General features: G+C 46.2%; 13 protein-coding genes and 1 pseudogene. 5 read left to right on the top strand and 9 right to left on the bottom strand.

Translation table 11 applies throughout. The annotated features are described in order from the left end of the window. Positions 1 to 299 precede the first annotated feature (299 nt). The 5 genes from L2744_RS08125 to L2744_RS08105 form a co-directional block, all read right to left on the bottom strand. Positions 300 to 2,351, bottom strand: a complete 2,052-nt coding sequence (locus L2744_RS08125) for a TonB-dependent receptor domain-containing protein (protein ID WP_248991438.1) — start codon at positions 2,349 to 2,351, stop codon at positions 300 to 302. A 168-nt stretch (positions 2,352 to 2,519) separates the two neighbouring features. Further along, complete coding sequence (gene luxS / locus L2744_RS08120; RefSeq protein ID WP_248991437.1) at positions 2,520 to 3,029, bottom strand: S-ribosylhomocysteine lyase; 510 nt, start codon at positions 3,027 to 3,029, stop codon at positions 2,520 to 2,522. Positions 3,030 to 3,156: 127 nt separating this feature from the next. Continuing rightward, positions 3,157 to 4,272, bottom strand: coding sequence for a TRAP transporter substrate-binding protein (locus L2744_RS08115; protein WP_248991436.1), 1,116 nt, complete (start codon positions 4,270 to 4,272; stop codon positions 3,157 to 3,159). A gap of 203 nt (positions 4,273 to 4,475) precedes the next feature. Next, positions 4,476 to 4,796: a BolA family protein gene (locus L2744_RS08110; protein WP_248991435.1), complete on the bottom strand. Its 321-nt coding sequence runs from the start codon at positions 4,794 to 4,796 to the stop codon at positions 4,476 to 4,478. Between the two features lie 138 nt (positions 4,797 to 4,934). Beyond that, positions 4,935 to 5,636, bottom strand: a complete 702-nt coding sequence (locus tag L2744_RS08105) for an alpha-ketoglutarate-dependent dioxygenase AlkB family protein (protein ID WP_248991434.1) — start codon at positions 5,634 to 5,636, stop codon at positions 4,935 to 4,937. An 83-nt stretch (positions 5,637 to 5,719) separates the two neighbouring features. On the opposite strand from L2744_RS08105, the gene L2744_RS08100 reads away from it, so the two are divergent. Further along, positions 5,720 to 6,856 carry a methyltransferase gene (locus L2744_RS08100; protein WP_248991512.1) on the top strand — a complete coding sequence of 379 codons (1,137 nt, stop codon included), beginning with the start codon at positions 5,720 to 5,722 and terminating at the stop codon, positions 6,854 to 6,856. A 136-nt stretch (positions 6,857 to 6,992) separates the two neighbouring features. Here the strand turns inward: L2744_RS08100 and L2744_RS08095 are convergent, their stop codons facing one another. Together L2744_RS08095 and L2744_RS08090 are read right to left on the bottom strand one after the other, a co-directional pair. Continuing rightward, positions 6,993 to 7,217 (bottom strand): hypothetical protein, encoded by a 225-nt coding sequence (locus L2744_RS08095; protein WP_248991433.1) that lies wholly within the window; start codon positions 7,215 to 7,217, stop codon positions 6,993 to 6,995. Between the two features lie 56 nt (positions 7,218 to 7,273). Beyond that, positions 7,274 to 7,570: pseudogene (locus L2744_RS08090) on the bottom strand (hypothetical protein); the annotation flags it as partial. Between L2744_RS08090 and L2744_RS08085 the strand changes: the two are divergent. After that, positions 7,536 to 7,733: a hypothetical protein gene (locus L2744_RS08085; RefSeq protein WP_248991516.1), complete on the top strand. Its 198-nt coding sequence runs from the start codon at positions 7,536 to 7,538 to the stop codon at positions 7,731 to 7,733. The pseudogene L2744_RS08090 and the gene L2744_RS08085 overlap by 35 nt on opposite strands. Positions 7,734 to 7,839: 106 nt before the next feature. Here L2744_RS08085 and L2744_RS08080 read toward each other — a convergent pair whose 3' ends face one another. Beyond that, on the bottom strand, positions 7,840 to 9,138 hold the full coding sequence (locus L2744_RS08080; RefSeq protein WP_198572965.1) for an O-acetylhomoserine aminocarboxypropyltransferase/cysteine synthase family protein: 1,299 nt from the start codon (positions 9,136 to 9,138) through the stop codon (positions 7,840 to 7,842). Between the two features lie 173 nt (positions 9,139 to 9,311). Then, on the bottom strand, positions 9,312 to 10,745 hold the full coding sequence (locus L2744_RS08075; protein WP_248991431.1) for an aminotransferase-like domain-containing protein: 1,434 nt from the start codon (positions 10,743 to 10,745) through the stop codon (positions 9,312 to 9,314). A 158-nt stretch (positions 10,746 to 10,903) separates the two neighbouring features. Here L2744_RS08075 and L2744_RS08070 point away from each other — a divergent pair, with 158 nt between their 5' ends. The 3 genes from L2744_RS08070 to L2744_RS21550 all read left to right on the top strand — a co-directional run bounded on the left by L2744_RS08070 (position 10,904) and on the right by L2744_RS21550 (position 13,554). Continuing rightward, positions 10,904 to 12,241 (top strand): cytochrome ubiquinol oxidase subunit I, encoded by a 1,338-nt coding sequence (locus L2744_RS08070; RefSeq protein WP_248991430.1) that lies wholly within the window; start codon positions 10,904 to 10,906, stop codon positions 12,239 to 12,241. A 60-nt stretch (positions 12,242 to 12,301) separates the two neighbouring features. After that, on the top strand, positions 12,302 to 13,309 hold the full coding sequence (gene cydB, locus L2744_RS08065) for a cytochrome d ubiquinol oxidase subunit II (protein WP_248991429.1): 1,008 nt from the start codon (positions 12,302 to 12,304) through the stop codon (positions 13,307 to 13,309). Between the two features lie 110 nt (positions 13,310 to 13,419). Beyond that, positions 13,420 to 13,554: a DUF2474 domain-containing protein gene (locus tag L2744_RS21550; protein WP_283103922.1), complete on the top strand. Its 135-nt coding sequence runs from the start codon at positions 13,420 to 13,422 to the stop codon at positions 13,552 to 13,554. The last annotated feature ends 457 nt before the right edge of the window (positions 13,555 to 14,011 follow it).

The raw sequence follows: 14,011 nt of genomic DNA, 5'->3' as shown, positions 1-14,011 counted from the left end.
CGGAAATGCGATCGCAATCACGCTGGTCGCGCGCATTTTACCCCAATTGACTTGGCATCGCCACGAAAATTATAGGTGTTTTCAAACCTAAAATAAGGATTTAAAAGAATCATGCGCTACGGCGTTCACCTTCTAACCTAGTGAGTGGTCAGAAAGGGACAATATTCCGGTCGGGAAGTACTATAACATTAATTTTTAAAGAGTTAATTTAGCAAAAGGTCGATGTTAGTCAAAAAACTCACTCTGGTGAGTGTTATCTACATCACATAGAATTATCACCACACAAGATATCCTGCAGCTTAGAAACGCCATTGATAACCTAAATAGCTGATCCGTCCATTTTCAACTCGAATTCCGCTATTTGATGCTGTTGTAACCAAAGACTCATCTAACAGGTTTTCGACTCTAAAATAAAACTGATGATGGCGATCAAATTGATAACTTGCCGCTAAATCCACCCGTAACTGTCCTGAAATCGGTTGTAACTCAGCGCCAAACTGACTCAACTCCCTTTCAGATTGGTAAAAAGCGTTTGCATTGATTTCATACTCAGCGTATTTCATTCCTGCGCTCAGTTGCAGTTGCTGTTCGGGTAACCACGCCAGTTTATCGCCAGCGAGAACACAACCTTGGATCTCTGTGCAAGTATTTGTTTGATATTCTGAACTTATATACTGGTAATTGAGTGATAGGGGAAACGTCAGATTTCCAACATCCCACAGATAGCCCAGACTCATTTCAACACCATAGGTCTGAACATCGGGAATATTCTCCTGTGTTAATAAACGAGCATCAGCACACAAAGAGTAAGCGTTACAGTCCACATGCAGATTATCAAACTCCTGCATATAAGCTTTGATACTGGCATTAAAACCCTCGCGGGCATATTGAGCACTCACCTGATAATGGACTGAAACCTGCGCTTCCTGCTCAAGATTGCCCGCACTTGCGGCAGTCCAGGCCCTTCGAATATCCGTACTGAAACGCCAATTTCCTGCATCGTATAAAACGCCCATTTGCGGCATCCAATCACTGTCAGAAAAATCCACTGTATCAAGTCCTGCGTTGGCTAAATGAACCTCACGATTGACACCAACATCCTCATAGGTGAGTGCCAGCTTAAGTTGTAAACCTTGCCATTTAAACAATGAATCGACTGCCGAAGTAAATACCGTTGCATCATCTGTATAGGCTAATATCGAAGAGGCTGTTGCCTTGACAATACTCCTGTCCGGCTGCCACATCGATTGCTGCTCTGCAAAACGCATTTCTGCTTTATCCGTATGATAACGAGCGCTGTAGATAATCTGATGTTCGCCATACTGATTTACCGACTGGGTCTGGGCACCAAAAGAACTGTAATCATTATCCTGTTGCAGGGCGACGAGTTCGGCAGCACTATCCCAAGGTTGGCGATCGAAGGCTGCAATCGCAGCAAGGCTTTGAGCATCGATCACCTGCCCGTTAAATTGATTAAGCTGGCTTAACTGTTGGGCGTAGGAGTGGTAATAAAAATCCGTGATAAATCGACTGCTGCCTAAATTAACTTGATGGGAGAGTTGATACTTATGGTGTCGTCCAAGATATTGATCTTCCGCGCTAGCAGAATACAACATCATAGGGTTTTGCAACCAGTCGGATTCGGTCAAGCCCAATAGTGAGCGATAACTATCATCATCGAGAAACTGATAGGAAAACTCGGTCATCTGGGGGTTTCTGGCACCTAATAGACTCGATGCGTTAATCTTAAAAAGAATATCAGTGGTTCTTCTATCAGTATCGCTACCATTGAGAAAATCACCATCACCTTTATTCTTGTCATAATTAGCCGCTAAGATCATGCCATATTCTTTCTGCTTAACCCCCCAATTCATTCCTGCACTCACATCTGAATCAGTAGTACCTTCAACCGTGATTTTGGTCTCTTGTGCTCGCTCTAAAACCTCAAGGCTCTGGTAACTGACTACACCAAAAGCCCCTTGCCCACCGACAGTCATCTCCGCTAATGGCGTTACTGTTACACTTTGCTGTTGCAGTAGATTAGGCAATAACTGTAATTGTGGCGCTGAATAAGGTGCTGGTGAGAAGTAAACTCTATCCTGCAACACGGCCACACCTTGGCTAACTGAACGCATACTGATATTCGCAGGATTGCCACTGTGATCTGCAGGCAATAAGGTCAAGGTACTCAAGCGGCTCAGCGCTATCACATCGTCGCTGCTGTGATAAACATCATTCACTTCATTAAGATTGATGGTTTGAGAATAGAGAGGACTAGCAAAGAGATTATTTGAACAGTTAAGAGAAACCGCAACAGCAGAAAGCGATATGATAAGGTAGCGACTAGACATGCCAAGCTCCCAAAAAATGTTTGTTAGCGCACGGTTTTTTGTTATTAAGTTGTAAAATAGCTGAATTTGTTTGAAAAAAAAAGCGACTAAAGTCGCTTTCTTCAAATCACAATAGGAAACTGCAATCGCTAAGCCCACTATAATGGCTTAACCCAGTAAATGATGTGCTTATAGCTTACCTAATATCTCATCGCTTAATTTCAGATCATCATTACGGTTAACACTCACACCAGCCGCAATAATATTGCGGGCAATCTCTTGTGCCTGCTCTAATGAATGCATTTCATAGGTGCCACACTGGTACTCATTGAGCTCAGGAATTTCTGATTGCTCAACGACTTTTAATACGTCTTCCATAGCGGCTAACCAAGCATCGGCCACTTGGCGCTCAGTCGGCGCACCAATCAAGCTCATATAAAAGCCGGTACGGCATCCCATTGGAGAAATATCGATAATTTCAACATTACTGCTATTTAAGTGATCGCGCATAAAGCCCGCAAATAAATGTTCCAGCGTATGGATGCCACGTTCGCTAAGGATTTCTTTATTAGGCGTACAAAAACGTAGATCAAATACGGTAATGGCATCGCCATTTGGTGTGCTCATATGTTTTGCAACACGTACCGCAGGAGCATTCATCCGAGTATGGTCAACGGTAAAGCTATCAAGTAATGGCATAGTGCTCTCCTAATTCTCAGGGCGAAATCAACGCCACTGCAACAGTCTATTTATAGACGGCAAGCATAACACTAAATAAATAGGTCGATAAAAGTTAATTAAAGATGAAGTCATCTCATATAAAATACTAGCGCTGACGATGCTGACTATAGGCATCTTCTGATATTTTGTGGAACTGACGAACACCTCTCTCATAGGTACGGTAGGCATCGTGAACCGTTCTCATCAAAGGATCTTTATTCGCTTGTTCTTCAATTACTTGACTTGAAATCCTCTCAAGTTCTGACAACACAACGGGTGGAAATGCTTTCAACACTACCCCTTCATCTCTAATCAATATCTCAAGCGCTAACACATTGCGAGAGGTGTATTCATCAAGCATATCTTGATTAATGGCTCTGGCAGCCACTTTGACTATGGCTTTAAGATCGGCAGGTAAACTCTCAAATGCCGCTTTATTAATCAAAAACTCCATATTTGAACCCGGTTCATGCCAACCAGGGTAATAGTAGAACTTAGCCACTTTATGCAAGCCAAAAGCAAGGTCATTCACTGGCCCAACCCATTCAGCCGCATCAATTGACCCTGTTTGCAGCGCATTATAGATCTCGCGTCCCGCCATATTCACAGGTACGGCACCGACACGTTTTAAGACTTCGCCACCCAATCCCGGCATACGGATCTTCAATCCTTTAAAATCGCCAATGGTGTTAATGGGCTTATTAAACCAGCCGCCCATCTGCATACCCGTATTGCCACCCGCCAGGGGGATAATACCAAAGGGGCGATAAACCTCTTCCCACAGTGCCATACCGCCGCCATAGTGCAGCCAACCATTCATTTCTTGCGCTGTCATACCAAAGGGAATCGACGAAAAAAACTGCGCCGCTGGCGCTTTACCTTTCCAGTAGAAGGAAGCTGCATGGGCCATTTGGACTTTACCTTGACTCACACCATCGAATACCGCAAAGGCGGGCATCAGCTCACCCGCCCCATAGACGGTGATTTTTAAACGGCCATTGGACATCTCATCGACTAAATTGGCAAAGCGTTCGGGGGCCATGCCTAAGCCTGTAAAATTTTTAGGCCAAGAGGTCGCGAGTCGCCATTCAATGGTCTGCGAATCGGCTGTAAGTGCAACGTTTGGTGATTCTGATGCATTTTGTGTATTGCTGGCTGGCGGCTCACAACCACCTAACCCCAAAAGCAATACTGCTAAAAGCAGGCTACCAAACTTATGCATCTAGTCTCTCCCACACACCCAGCCCTATCAAACACTCATATCTACCTTATGTTAGGTAGCCAAGTGCTTTTAAAGCCTTTAAAAATAAAACATATTGTTAACACAGAAAATTCGACAGGGAAACTAAAGAATGCCCTTCATTTGACCTAAAACAAAAAGCCACTCTCAATGGAGTGGCTTAGGATACGCGGGAGATTAGCGACTTAACCACGACAATTGGGTGTCTTTGGTACCTCGACGTTAGCGTCCCATTCGCTCTGGGTGAACGTATGCATAGATAAAGCATGCACTCCCGTTGCCAGTTCATGGGCTAAACAGCTATTCACTAAACGATGGCGGGCCAACAAACGCAGCCCGTCAAACAGCTCACTGACTAAAACTACTTTAAAGTGGGTTTCTGAATTGGGTGGCACATGGTGGCGATGACTTTCGTTAAGGACTTCTAAGTGGGTCGGCGAGAAGCTTTCAGTTAACTTCTGGCTGATAGTGTTAGCCACTGTGCCCTGCTCATGGTTATTGGACATATTCGAGTCTCAGAATGGGAAAATCCAGTGGACGCAGAGTACTGCTTCAGTTGGAAAAGATCAAATTCACTCTTTCAATTTGTTGATGCCCTACCACTTTATATCCGGCCATATTTCGCAGTTCTCCACCATAGGCAATTAACCATGAAAATTAACGATGAGTTGTCTAAAGGTGTAATTCCAACGGGGTTCTTTCACTTTCAAACGCTTAGGTAAACTATGCAACCAATTATGCTGCATCGGCCAATGCATAATCAGTAAGTCACCACTTTGTAAGCTAATAGTGTACTTGGTTTGGCTGTGCTTATGCTTAAGCACAAAATCCCGCGTGGCGCCTAAGGTAATAGAAGCAATATGGCTACCTTGGACAATTTCAGGTTCATCATCACTGTGGGCGCCCATACAATCTTTACCATCGGCGTAGCGATTCACTAATGCGCCATTGCTGGCCAAGCCAAAATCCCGCGCTAACTTATCCCTCAACTTGTGGGCATATTTAGGCCAAGGTAAGGCGCGGATAAAAAGTCCTGAATATAAATAGTCGCAGCCAAAATCACCAAACCACACCTGCTGGCGGGGAATCCCATGGAACTTACCGAATACTTGGATTTCAGGGCGACTCAAGGGGTAATTCTGCGCTTCTTTGATCAATACAGCTTGTTGCTCGGCGTTGAGATAACCACGCACTAAGGTGATGGGCGGTTTAGTTTGAGCCTCCCCCTGCTCAGCGTTATTTTGAACGACTGTGATATTTGCAAAGATATCCTCTTGAACATCAATATTCTCGAATGATGTCTGCTGTTCATCTTCTGTATCAAACCCTAACTTACCTTGCTGCATTGACGTCCTCCATGCGAGCCGTCGCACTGCGCCATGAAATCTGCGATAATCTGCGCCTTAAATTTATTGGCGCAGTGTGGCACATGACAACACAATTTTCAGTAGCGGGTGTTGAACTCGAACTTTTACGGTATCCGGCTCAGCAGGAATCTAATCTTCAAGCTTGGGATGCCGCCGATGAACACTTACTCAAAAGCCTTGTTGAGTCAGAACAAGCCGCAGTGCCAACCGCCATTATCAACGACAGTTTCGGCGCTTTAAGCTGTGGTTTATCTAAATTGAATCCAAGTTGGCCACTATTTGTTGAAACCGATGCTAGAACCAGCTTTTTAGGCACAGAGCAAAATCATGGCCGCAATCAGTTGCCTATGGATAATCTGCAGTGGTTCACTAGCCGCGATACGTTACCGAATCACTTAGCTTTAGTATTGATGAAGTTACCCAAAAACTTAAGCTACTTTGCCCACCAGCTCACGCGCCTGTCGCAAGTGTTACCCACTGGCACTCGTGTATTAGTGGCCGCCAAAGCCAAATCGATCAATAGCGCCTTACTCGACATATTTGCTAAGCATTTAGGCCCAGCAAGCGCCAGTTTAGCGTGGAAAAACACTCGAGTGATCACCTGTGTCAGCGATGGCAAGCCAAGACCATTAGCCAAAGAAGTCACTTGGGCCGTACCCGAATATCAACTTGAGATCAGCAATTTAAGTAATGTGTTTGCCGCCAACAAACTCGATATTGGCGCACGTATTATGCTCGACAATCTGCCTAAAGGGGATTTTAAGTCGATTGTCGATCTCGGCTGTGGTAATGGCGTGCTGGGGTTACGCACCGCCCAGTTATTCCCAGAGGCTGATATCCACTTTATCGATGATTCTGAAATGGCGGTCGCATCAGCCAAGGCAAACTGGGCACGCAATCAATTGCCCGCAGACAAAGGCCACTTCTATTGGGACGACTGCATGACGCATCTGCCAGAAGAAGTGCAACCGGATCTGGTGCTGTGTAATCCGCCATTTCACCAAGGTGAAGCCATTACCGATCATATCGCCTGGCAGATGTTTTTAGATGCCCGTCGCCGCTTAAAAGACGGGGGGATTCTGCATATCGTCGGCAATCGCCATCTGGCATACCATGTGAAATTGCAGCGCTTATTTAAGAACTGCACCACAATTGCCTCCAACGGTAAATTTGTGATCCTACAAGCGCAGAAGAAATAACCTCATCGGAATTTACACTTTAATGAGAGCCGGCAATGTCTGACTCTTTTTATGCAGGGCTCTTTTTATGCAGGGCTCTTTTTATGTAGAGCAATGACAATTGGAAAAGCGGCGGCAGTCTGAAATGTCCTAAAAATCAGCAAATTGCCGCGGAATACACACCTGAAACCAGCTTGACTATGGTGGCGAGTACGTTGGCGGCGGGTACGTCATCCATTGCGACTGTGATGCCTTTCACCGAAGACACGCCCCAATTAACCGCAGCGGCACAAATCCTTAAACCAGCTTCCGTAGAGCCAGCTACAGTAGAGCCCAGCCCATGGCAGCAAAACTCTTGGCCCATTATTGGTATCACCGCCACTATAAAGACGCCTTATTTGCCAAAACCGCTTATGCCATGCAAATCTTCTGCTATTTGAGCGATAAAAACTCGATTAAAGCAAACGAGGCATTCTCGCGATTAAGTCCGAGTGCTAACTTAAAATGCAACAGGATGGGCAGTATGGCTAAGCCTAAGGTTAGGCCATAGGCGAGGTGATAGCTTTCCTTTGTTGCGGCTTGGATTTCGGCTGCTATGGTTAATTTTACGCTATGTGAGGTTTTATGATAGCTCACTTTGCTTGCGCTTAAAGATCTTTGAATAAGCAATGCAAAATAACCACTTAAGGCTAATGCAGTCATGGACAGAACGACGAGTTCTGAATCATTAAAGCCACAACATGCCGATATGATCCACCTCGCAGCGGGGCTGTTTATCTTAGATATGGCTTCCTTTGAGCTGGTACAAAAGGTCATTGCCTTTATGCTGATCGGGGTCATTTTGCTGACAGTTTCTTACTTCTATCAGAAGGCGAGAAATCGACTGCAGCAAGATTAACATCGTTTTTAAAGCAATAAAAAAGCCGCCATCGAATTGAATCGATGGCGGCTTTTTGGTTATTCACTATTCGATATAAGCGAGAGATAGGGCTATTCGATACGAGCTATTTGCTAGCCAGTGCCTTATCGAGCGCCTGCGCCACATCGTTAATAATGTCGTCGATATGCTCAATCCCAACCGAGATACGGATAAGATCCTCAGACACGCCCGCCCTTGCCAGTTCATCGGCATCGAGCTGTCTGTGCGTAGTACTCGCAGGGTGGCAGGCCAAGGATTTCGCATCCCCAATGTTCACTAAACGCAGGATCATCTGCAGTGCATCGATAAAACGTCCGCCAGCACGCTTACCTTCTTCTGCTGTGGCCGCTTTAATCCCAAAGCTGATGATCCCTGAAGCTTTTCCGCCGGTGATCTTGTGGCAATTATCCTGATAAGGGCTGCTCGGCAAGGCGCCGTAGTTCACCCAGCTTACCGCCGGATGCAGCACCAGATATTCGGCTAATGCCAAGGCATTCGAGCAATGGCGCTCCATTCTAAGGCTCAAGGTTTCAAGGCCTTGTAACAGTAAAAATGCACTGTGCGGTGACAGTGCGGCGCCGGTATTACGCAGCGGCACAACACGGCAGCGACCAATAAATGCTGCAGGACCAAAGGCTTCTGTGTAAACCACTCCATGGTAAGAAGGATCGGCTTGGTTGAGTAAGGCAAATCTTTCCTTATTAGCGACCCAATCGAACTTGCCAGAATCGATAATCACCCCGCCAATCGTCGTACCATGGCCACCAATATATTTAGTTAAAGAGTGAATAACGATATCGGCGCCATGCTCAAAGGGGCGACATAACACTGGAGTCGCGACCGTATTATCGACAATTAAAGGCACGCCATGTTTATGGGCAATCTCGGCTAAACGCTGTAAATCAACAATATTGCCGGCTGGATTACCAATCGATTCGCAGAACAAGGCTTTAGTTTTGTCATCGATCAGCTCATCGAGGCCTTCAAAATCATCGAAAGCCGCCATACGCACTTCAACGCCTTGGCGCGGCAGCGTATGGGCAAACAGATTATAGGTGCCGCCATAGAGCTGACTGGTGCTGACAATGTTATCGCCAACTTGAGTCAGGGCTTGGATCGCATAGGTAATCGCCGCCATACCCGATGCCACGGCCAGCGCACCTATGCCACCTTCAATGGCCGCCAGACGTTGCTCTAGCACGCTAGTAGTAGGATTCATTATCCGAGTATAAATATTGCCAGCGACTTTTAAGTCAAATAAATCAGCACCATGCTGGGTATCATCGAAGGTATAAGAGGTGGTTTGATAGATAGGTACAGCGGCCGCCTTCGTGGTCGCTTCTGACTCATAACCGTGGTGTAATGCCAGTGACTCTAATTTCATTTTCCCTTCCTTATCCGTAGCAGCACAGTATTCAATCGACATTAAGAATTGCACAAGATTTGTGCATGCTCAACAAGCTAACAGATAGACATCTGGAAGTCTAAAATATTTAACTCTAGATTTTAAACCCTAGATTTTAGCTGCAGATTTCCAGCCAAAGTTAACGCCACAAACTAACGCGAATAGTTGCGGATAAGTTCGGCCAACACCACGACCGCTGAGATGATCTCTGGCGAGCACTCGTATGAGGCATTCAAACGCATAAAATGGCGGAATTCGACCTGATTACTAAACAGGTTTCCCGGTGCAATACTGATCCCACGCTCAATCGCCTGATAATAAATTTGTGTAGCATCCATATGTGATGGCAGCGCTAACCAGAGAAAATAGCCGCCCTGGGCGAAATTGACCCCCACAGATTCGGGCAGATGCGCGCACAATAATTGATACATGGCCAATTTACGGCTGGCTAACTTTTTACGTAACTGTTTCAAATGCCGTTCATATTGCGCAGACTGAATAAAATCGGCGATGGCGAGCTGCATCGGCGCACTGGTCGATAACGTCGACATGACTTGTAAGCGTTGTAACTGCGGTGCATGGCATCCCGCCGCCACCCAGCCGACACGATAACCAGCAATCAAAGACTTAGAAAATGAGCCGCAATGCAACACCCGTCCTTCGGTATCGAAGGCTTTTACTGGCCTTGGCGCGCTGGAGTCGACATAGAGTTCTTGATAAACATCATCCTCAATCAGACTGACCTTATGCTCGCTTAGTAACTGATAAAGCGCCTGTTTTTTAGTATCCGATAAGCTGCAACCTAAGGGATTTTGATGTTGGCTCATCAACCAGCAGGCTTTCACTGGGTAGGTTTTTAACACTTCCGCTAGCGCCTCGAGATCAATCCCCTGTTGTGGATCGGTCGCGACCGCAATGGCCTTAAGCTTAAGCCGCTCAATGGCTTGCATCGCACCATAAAAGGTCGGTGATTCAATGACAACCCAATCACCCGCTTGGGTCAGGGTCGCTAAACTCAAGTTGAGCGCCTCCATGGCACCCGAGGTAATGATGATTTCGTCGGGCGAAATGCTCATGCCCAATTTGGCATAACGTTGGGAAATCGCCTTACGCAGTCCCGCATTTCCTGGCGGTAAATTATCGGCGGCAAAAGAAGGTGACATGTGCCGAGTCACCTTAACTAAAGATCGCGCCAGTGCTTGTTGCGGGAATAAACTAGGATCGGGAAATCCTGAGCCAAAGGGTACTATGTCCGCCTGCTTTGAAGCCTGCAGAACATTGAATACAAACTCATTAATATCCACGCTATCGGAAAGATAAATCGGCTTTTGTCGCTCGGGATAACGAAAGGCTTCTCCCTGCCGCGCGATTAATTCCGGCTTTGGCGTCACTAAATAGCCCGATTTTGCCTGCGCCGAGATCACGCCTTGGCTTTCCAATAGCTGATAGGCATTGAGCACAGTCATGAGACTCAAGCCCGAATCGGCCACAGTTTGACGTAGCGACGGCAACTTGTCCCCCGCCTGCCAAACGCCTTGGGCTATTCGGGTCTTTAATTCCTGCGCTAACTGCTCGTACTTCGCCATCTGTTATAGCCAAATCAAGATATTCTGTGTCTGTTATAGCCAGCTTATCCCATGGTCTAATAGCACACAAGCTTTCACCGCTGAGCCAATATAGGGTTCAGTGAATGCTACTTGATCAATGCCTTTGTAACGAGAAATGCCTATCGCTCGAGGAAATTATGTTCGATTTTGATGCCACTGTACTCGCTAGGATCCAATTTGCTTTTACCATCTCTTTTCACATTATTTTCCCTGCCATCACTATCGGCCTCGCCACTTATCTGGCGGTATTAGAAGGTTTATGGCTGAAAACAGCGAATGAGGTTTACCAACAACTCTATCAATTTTGGTCGAAGATTTTTGCCATAAACTTTGGCATGGGCGTAGTCTCAGGCATAGTGATGGCCTATCAATTTGGTACCCATTGGAGTGCTTTTTCGGCCTTCGCGGGCAGCGTGACTGGGCCGCTACTCACCTATGAAGTGCTTACCGCCTTCTTCCTCGAAGCAGGTTTTCTGGGAGTCATGCTATTTGGTCAGCAGAAGGTAGGCAAAAACCTACACTTCTTCGCCACTTGTATGGTCGCCACAGGTACGATTATTTCGACCTTCTGGATCCTAGCTTCAAACAGTTGGATGCAGACGCCCCAAGGTTTTGAAATCGTGAACAATCGCGTCATTCCTGTGGATTGGTTTCAGATAGTGTTTAACCCTTCATTTCCCTATCGTTTAGCCCATATGACAGTGGCGGCCTTTATTTCTTCGGCTTTCTTTGTGGGCGCATCGGCGGCTTGGCATTTACTCAAAGGTAACGATACGCCCGCGATCCGCAAGATGTTGTCTATGGCGATGTGGATGGCGTTAATTGTCGCGCCATTACAAGCTGTGATTGGCGATTTTCACGGCTTAAATACCCTTGAATATCAACCTGTAAAAGTCGCAGCAATGGAAGGCCATTGGCGTAATGAGGGCGATAAACCCACACCGCTTATCTTGTTTGCGATTCCCGATATGGACGCAGAGAAAAACCACTTCAGTCTCGAAATTCCTGGGCTGGCGAGCCTGATCTTAAAGCATGATTTAAGCAAACAAGTGCCAGCCTTGACTGAGTATTCCGCCGAGGACAGACCCAATGTGTTGTTAGTGTTCTGGAGTTTTAGGCTCATGGTCGGCTTAGGCTTATTGATGATTTTTGCTGGACTGTGGAGTGCTTATCTCAGGCGCAAAGGCAGCCTCTACAGCAACAAACACTTTCTGCGATTTGTACTGGTGCTCGGCCCCGCAGGATTGCTCGCCACACTAGCGGGTTGGTTTACCACCGAGCTTGGCCGTCAACCTTGGGTCATCCAAGGATTAATGCGCACTCAGGATGCCGTGTCTTCCCACAGCGTTACCCACCTGAGTATCAGCCTAGGGATTTTCATCGTCAGTTATTGTGGCATCTTCGGCGTTGGTTATCGCTATATGATGCGACTCATACGCAAAGGGCCTGGTATAGAGGTGGTTACAAGTCATTAGCCTTAACGCACATAAATCTAGGTTTACTTGTTCAATCTTAAACATATTTAAGGGCTCACCATGGAATTCGATCTACCCTTGATTTGGTTCGGGATCATCATTTTTGCCACCTTAATGTATATCGTGATGGATGGCTTCGATCTCGGCATAGGCATACTGTTTCCCTTCATTCACGATGAGGACGACAGGGATATTATGGTTAATACTGTCGCCCCCGTTTGGGATGGTAACGAAACCTGGTTAGTGCTCGGCGGCGCCAGCCTGCTCGGTGCCTTTCCCCTCGCCTATGCCATAGTACTCGAAGCGCTAACCATACCGCTGCTTATCATGCTGCTGGCACTGATTTTTCGCGGCGTGGCATTCGAGTTTAGATTTAAGTCAGGCGCAGAAGCTAAACCATTCTGGGATAAAGCGTTTATGTTTGGCTCTATCACGGCCACCTTTTCACAGGGCGTAGTGCTCGGGGCATTTATCTCCGGCATTTCGGTGAGCGACCAACAATTTAGCGGCAGTAGTTTCGATTGGTTAACGCCCTTCTCACTCTTCTGCGGTTTTGGCCTTATGCTGGCCTATGCCCTGCTTGGCGCGACTTGGTTGGTGAAAAAGTGCCAAGGCGAGCTTAAAACAACTATGCAGCAACTGGCTAAAGTGCTGACCTTATGCCTATTGTTGACCATTGGCTTAGTCAGTCTATGGACGCCATTCGTGCAACCCAATATTGCCCTGCGCTGGTTTAGCTTGCCGAATCTATATTACTTCGCCCCTGTGCCAGTGCTGGTGTTGGCCTGCGGTTGGGCCTTGATAAAATCCCTAAATCGTGATGATAACTATCAGCCATTTTTACTCACTCTAGGGCTGATTTTCTTAGGCTTTAGTGGCTTAGGGATCAGCATCTGGCCGCACATTATTCCACCCAACATCAGCCTTTGGCAGGCGGCAGCACCCGATAGCAGCCTAAGCTTTATGCTCGTCGGCGCGCTGATGATCATCCCGCTGATTTTGGTTTACACCTTTTGGAGCTACTACGTGTTCCGCGGCAAAGTGACCAAGGATGCTGGCTATCACTAAATAGCTGCTCGGAATAGTCGCTCACCTAAGCCGACCTCAAACGCTGCCGAAGCTAACTCGGCTTAGGCAGCTGATTCAATTTAAGTAGTTTAAACACTCAGGAGATAAATATGGCGACCCCAACTAAATCCCTCCGCTATAGACTCGGCTGGTTAGTCCTCATTTGGTGTACGAGCGTGAGCTGCCTGTTCCTTGTTTCTATGTGTATTAAGATTTTATTAACAGGAGCGGGACTGACAACTTAAATGGTATAAATCGACATCTACACACTTTTGTATTAACTCACCTCAGTGACAGATGCTTAGTCAATAATTTAGATAATAATTGAAAAAATAGTTAACCAAATAAGTTAGCAAGTAGGCTTGATTTATTATTCTACTTATCCTATGGTAGAGGAAATTATTTATTAGGCATTCGTCAACTCCGTGTGGTGATGCTTTTTACATATAAAGATTATTGATTTAGCACTTCGACTTAACTAATGACTGGAGATGTAAAACCTATGTTTAGCGCTGCATTTTCATCACAAAATCTTTCTACACTCGTTCCTCATAACGACTTTACTACATTAGTGCGCCCAGCCCTTAAATGCCCAGGGCGGGATTAAGCTTTGTTAAATCTCTTAACCAAAGAAAATCTCGCTCCTAAAATCACCATTCCATGCTGCCTTTCTTATTTTGGTTGGTTTACTGGCTTTTAGCG

It is taken from the genome of Shewanella profunda, from assembly GCF_023283765.1.
In the GTDB taxonomy this organism is placed as follows: Bacteria; Pseudomonadota; Gammaproteobacteria; order Enterobacterales; family Shewanellaceae; genus Shewanella; species Shewanella profunda.
The sequence above is the reverse complement of the archived record's forward strand: the minus strand, read 5'-3'. Positions and strand labels throughout refer to the sequence as shown.

What these genes read in the sequence shown, in the direction of transcription:
- L2744_RS08105 (WP_248991434.1), bottom strand. Translation starts at nt 5,636, where the DNA reads ATGCAGCAAGGTAAGTTAGGGTTTGATACAGAAGATGAACAGCAGACA.
- L2744_RS08115 (WP_248991436.1), bottom strand. Translation starts at nt 4,272, where the DNA reads ATGCATAAGTTTGGTAGCCTGCTTTTAGCAGTATTGCTTTTGGGGTTA.
- L2744_RS08110 (WP_248991435.1), bottom strand. Translation starts at nt 4,796, where the DNA reads ATGTCCAATAACCATGAGCAGGGCACAGTGGCTAACACTATCAGCCAG.
- L2744_RS08100 (WP_248991512.1), top strand. Translation starts at nt 5,720, where the DNA reads ATGACAACACAATTTTCAGTAGCGGGTGTTGAACTCGAACTTTTACGG.
- L2744_RS08080 (WP_198572965.1), bottom strand. Translation starts at nt 9,138, where the DNA reads ATGAAATTAGAGTCACTGGCATTACACCACGGTTATGAGTCAGAAGCG.
- L2744_RS08085 (WP_248991516.1), top strand. Translation starts at nt 7,536, where the DNA reads ATGGACAGAACGACGAGTTCTGAATCATTAAAGCCACAACATGCCGAT.
- L2744_RS08075 (WP_248991431.1), bottom strand. Translation starts at nt 10,745, where the DNA reads ATGGCGAAGTACGAGCAGTTAGCGCAGGAATTAAAGACCCGAATAGCC.
- L2744_RS08125 (WP_248991438.1), bottom strand. Translation starts at nt 2,351, where the DNA reads ATGTCTAGTCGCTACCTTATCATATCGCTTTCTGCTGTTGCGGTTTCT.
- L2744_RS21550 (WP_283103922.1), top strand. Translation starts at nt 13,420, where the DNA reads ATGGCGACCCCAACTAAATCCCTCCGCTATAGACTCGGCTGGTTAGTC.
- L2744_RS08070 (WP_248991430.1), top strand. Translation starts at nt 10,904, where the DNA reads ATGTTCGATTTTGATGCCACTGTACTCGCTAGGATCCAATTTGCTTTT.
- luxS (WP_248991437.1), bottom strand. Translation starts at nt 3,029, where the DNA reads ATGCCATTACTTGATAGCTTTACCGTTGACCATACTCGGATGAATGCT.
- cydB (WP_248991429.1), top strand. Translation starts at nt 12,302, where the DNA reads ATGGAATTCGATCTACCCTTGATTTGGTTCGGGATCATCATTTTTGCC.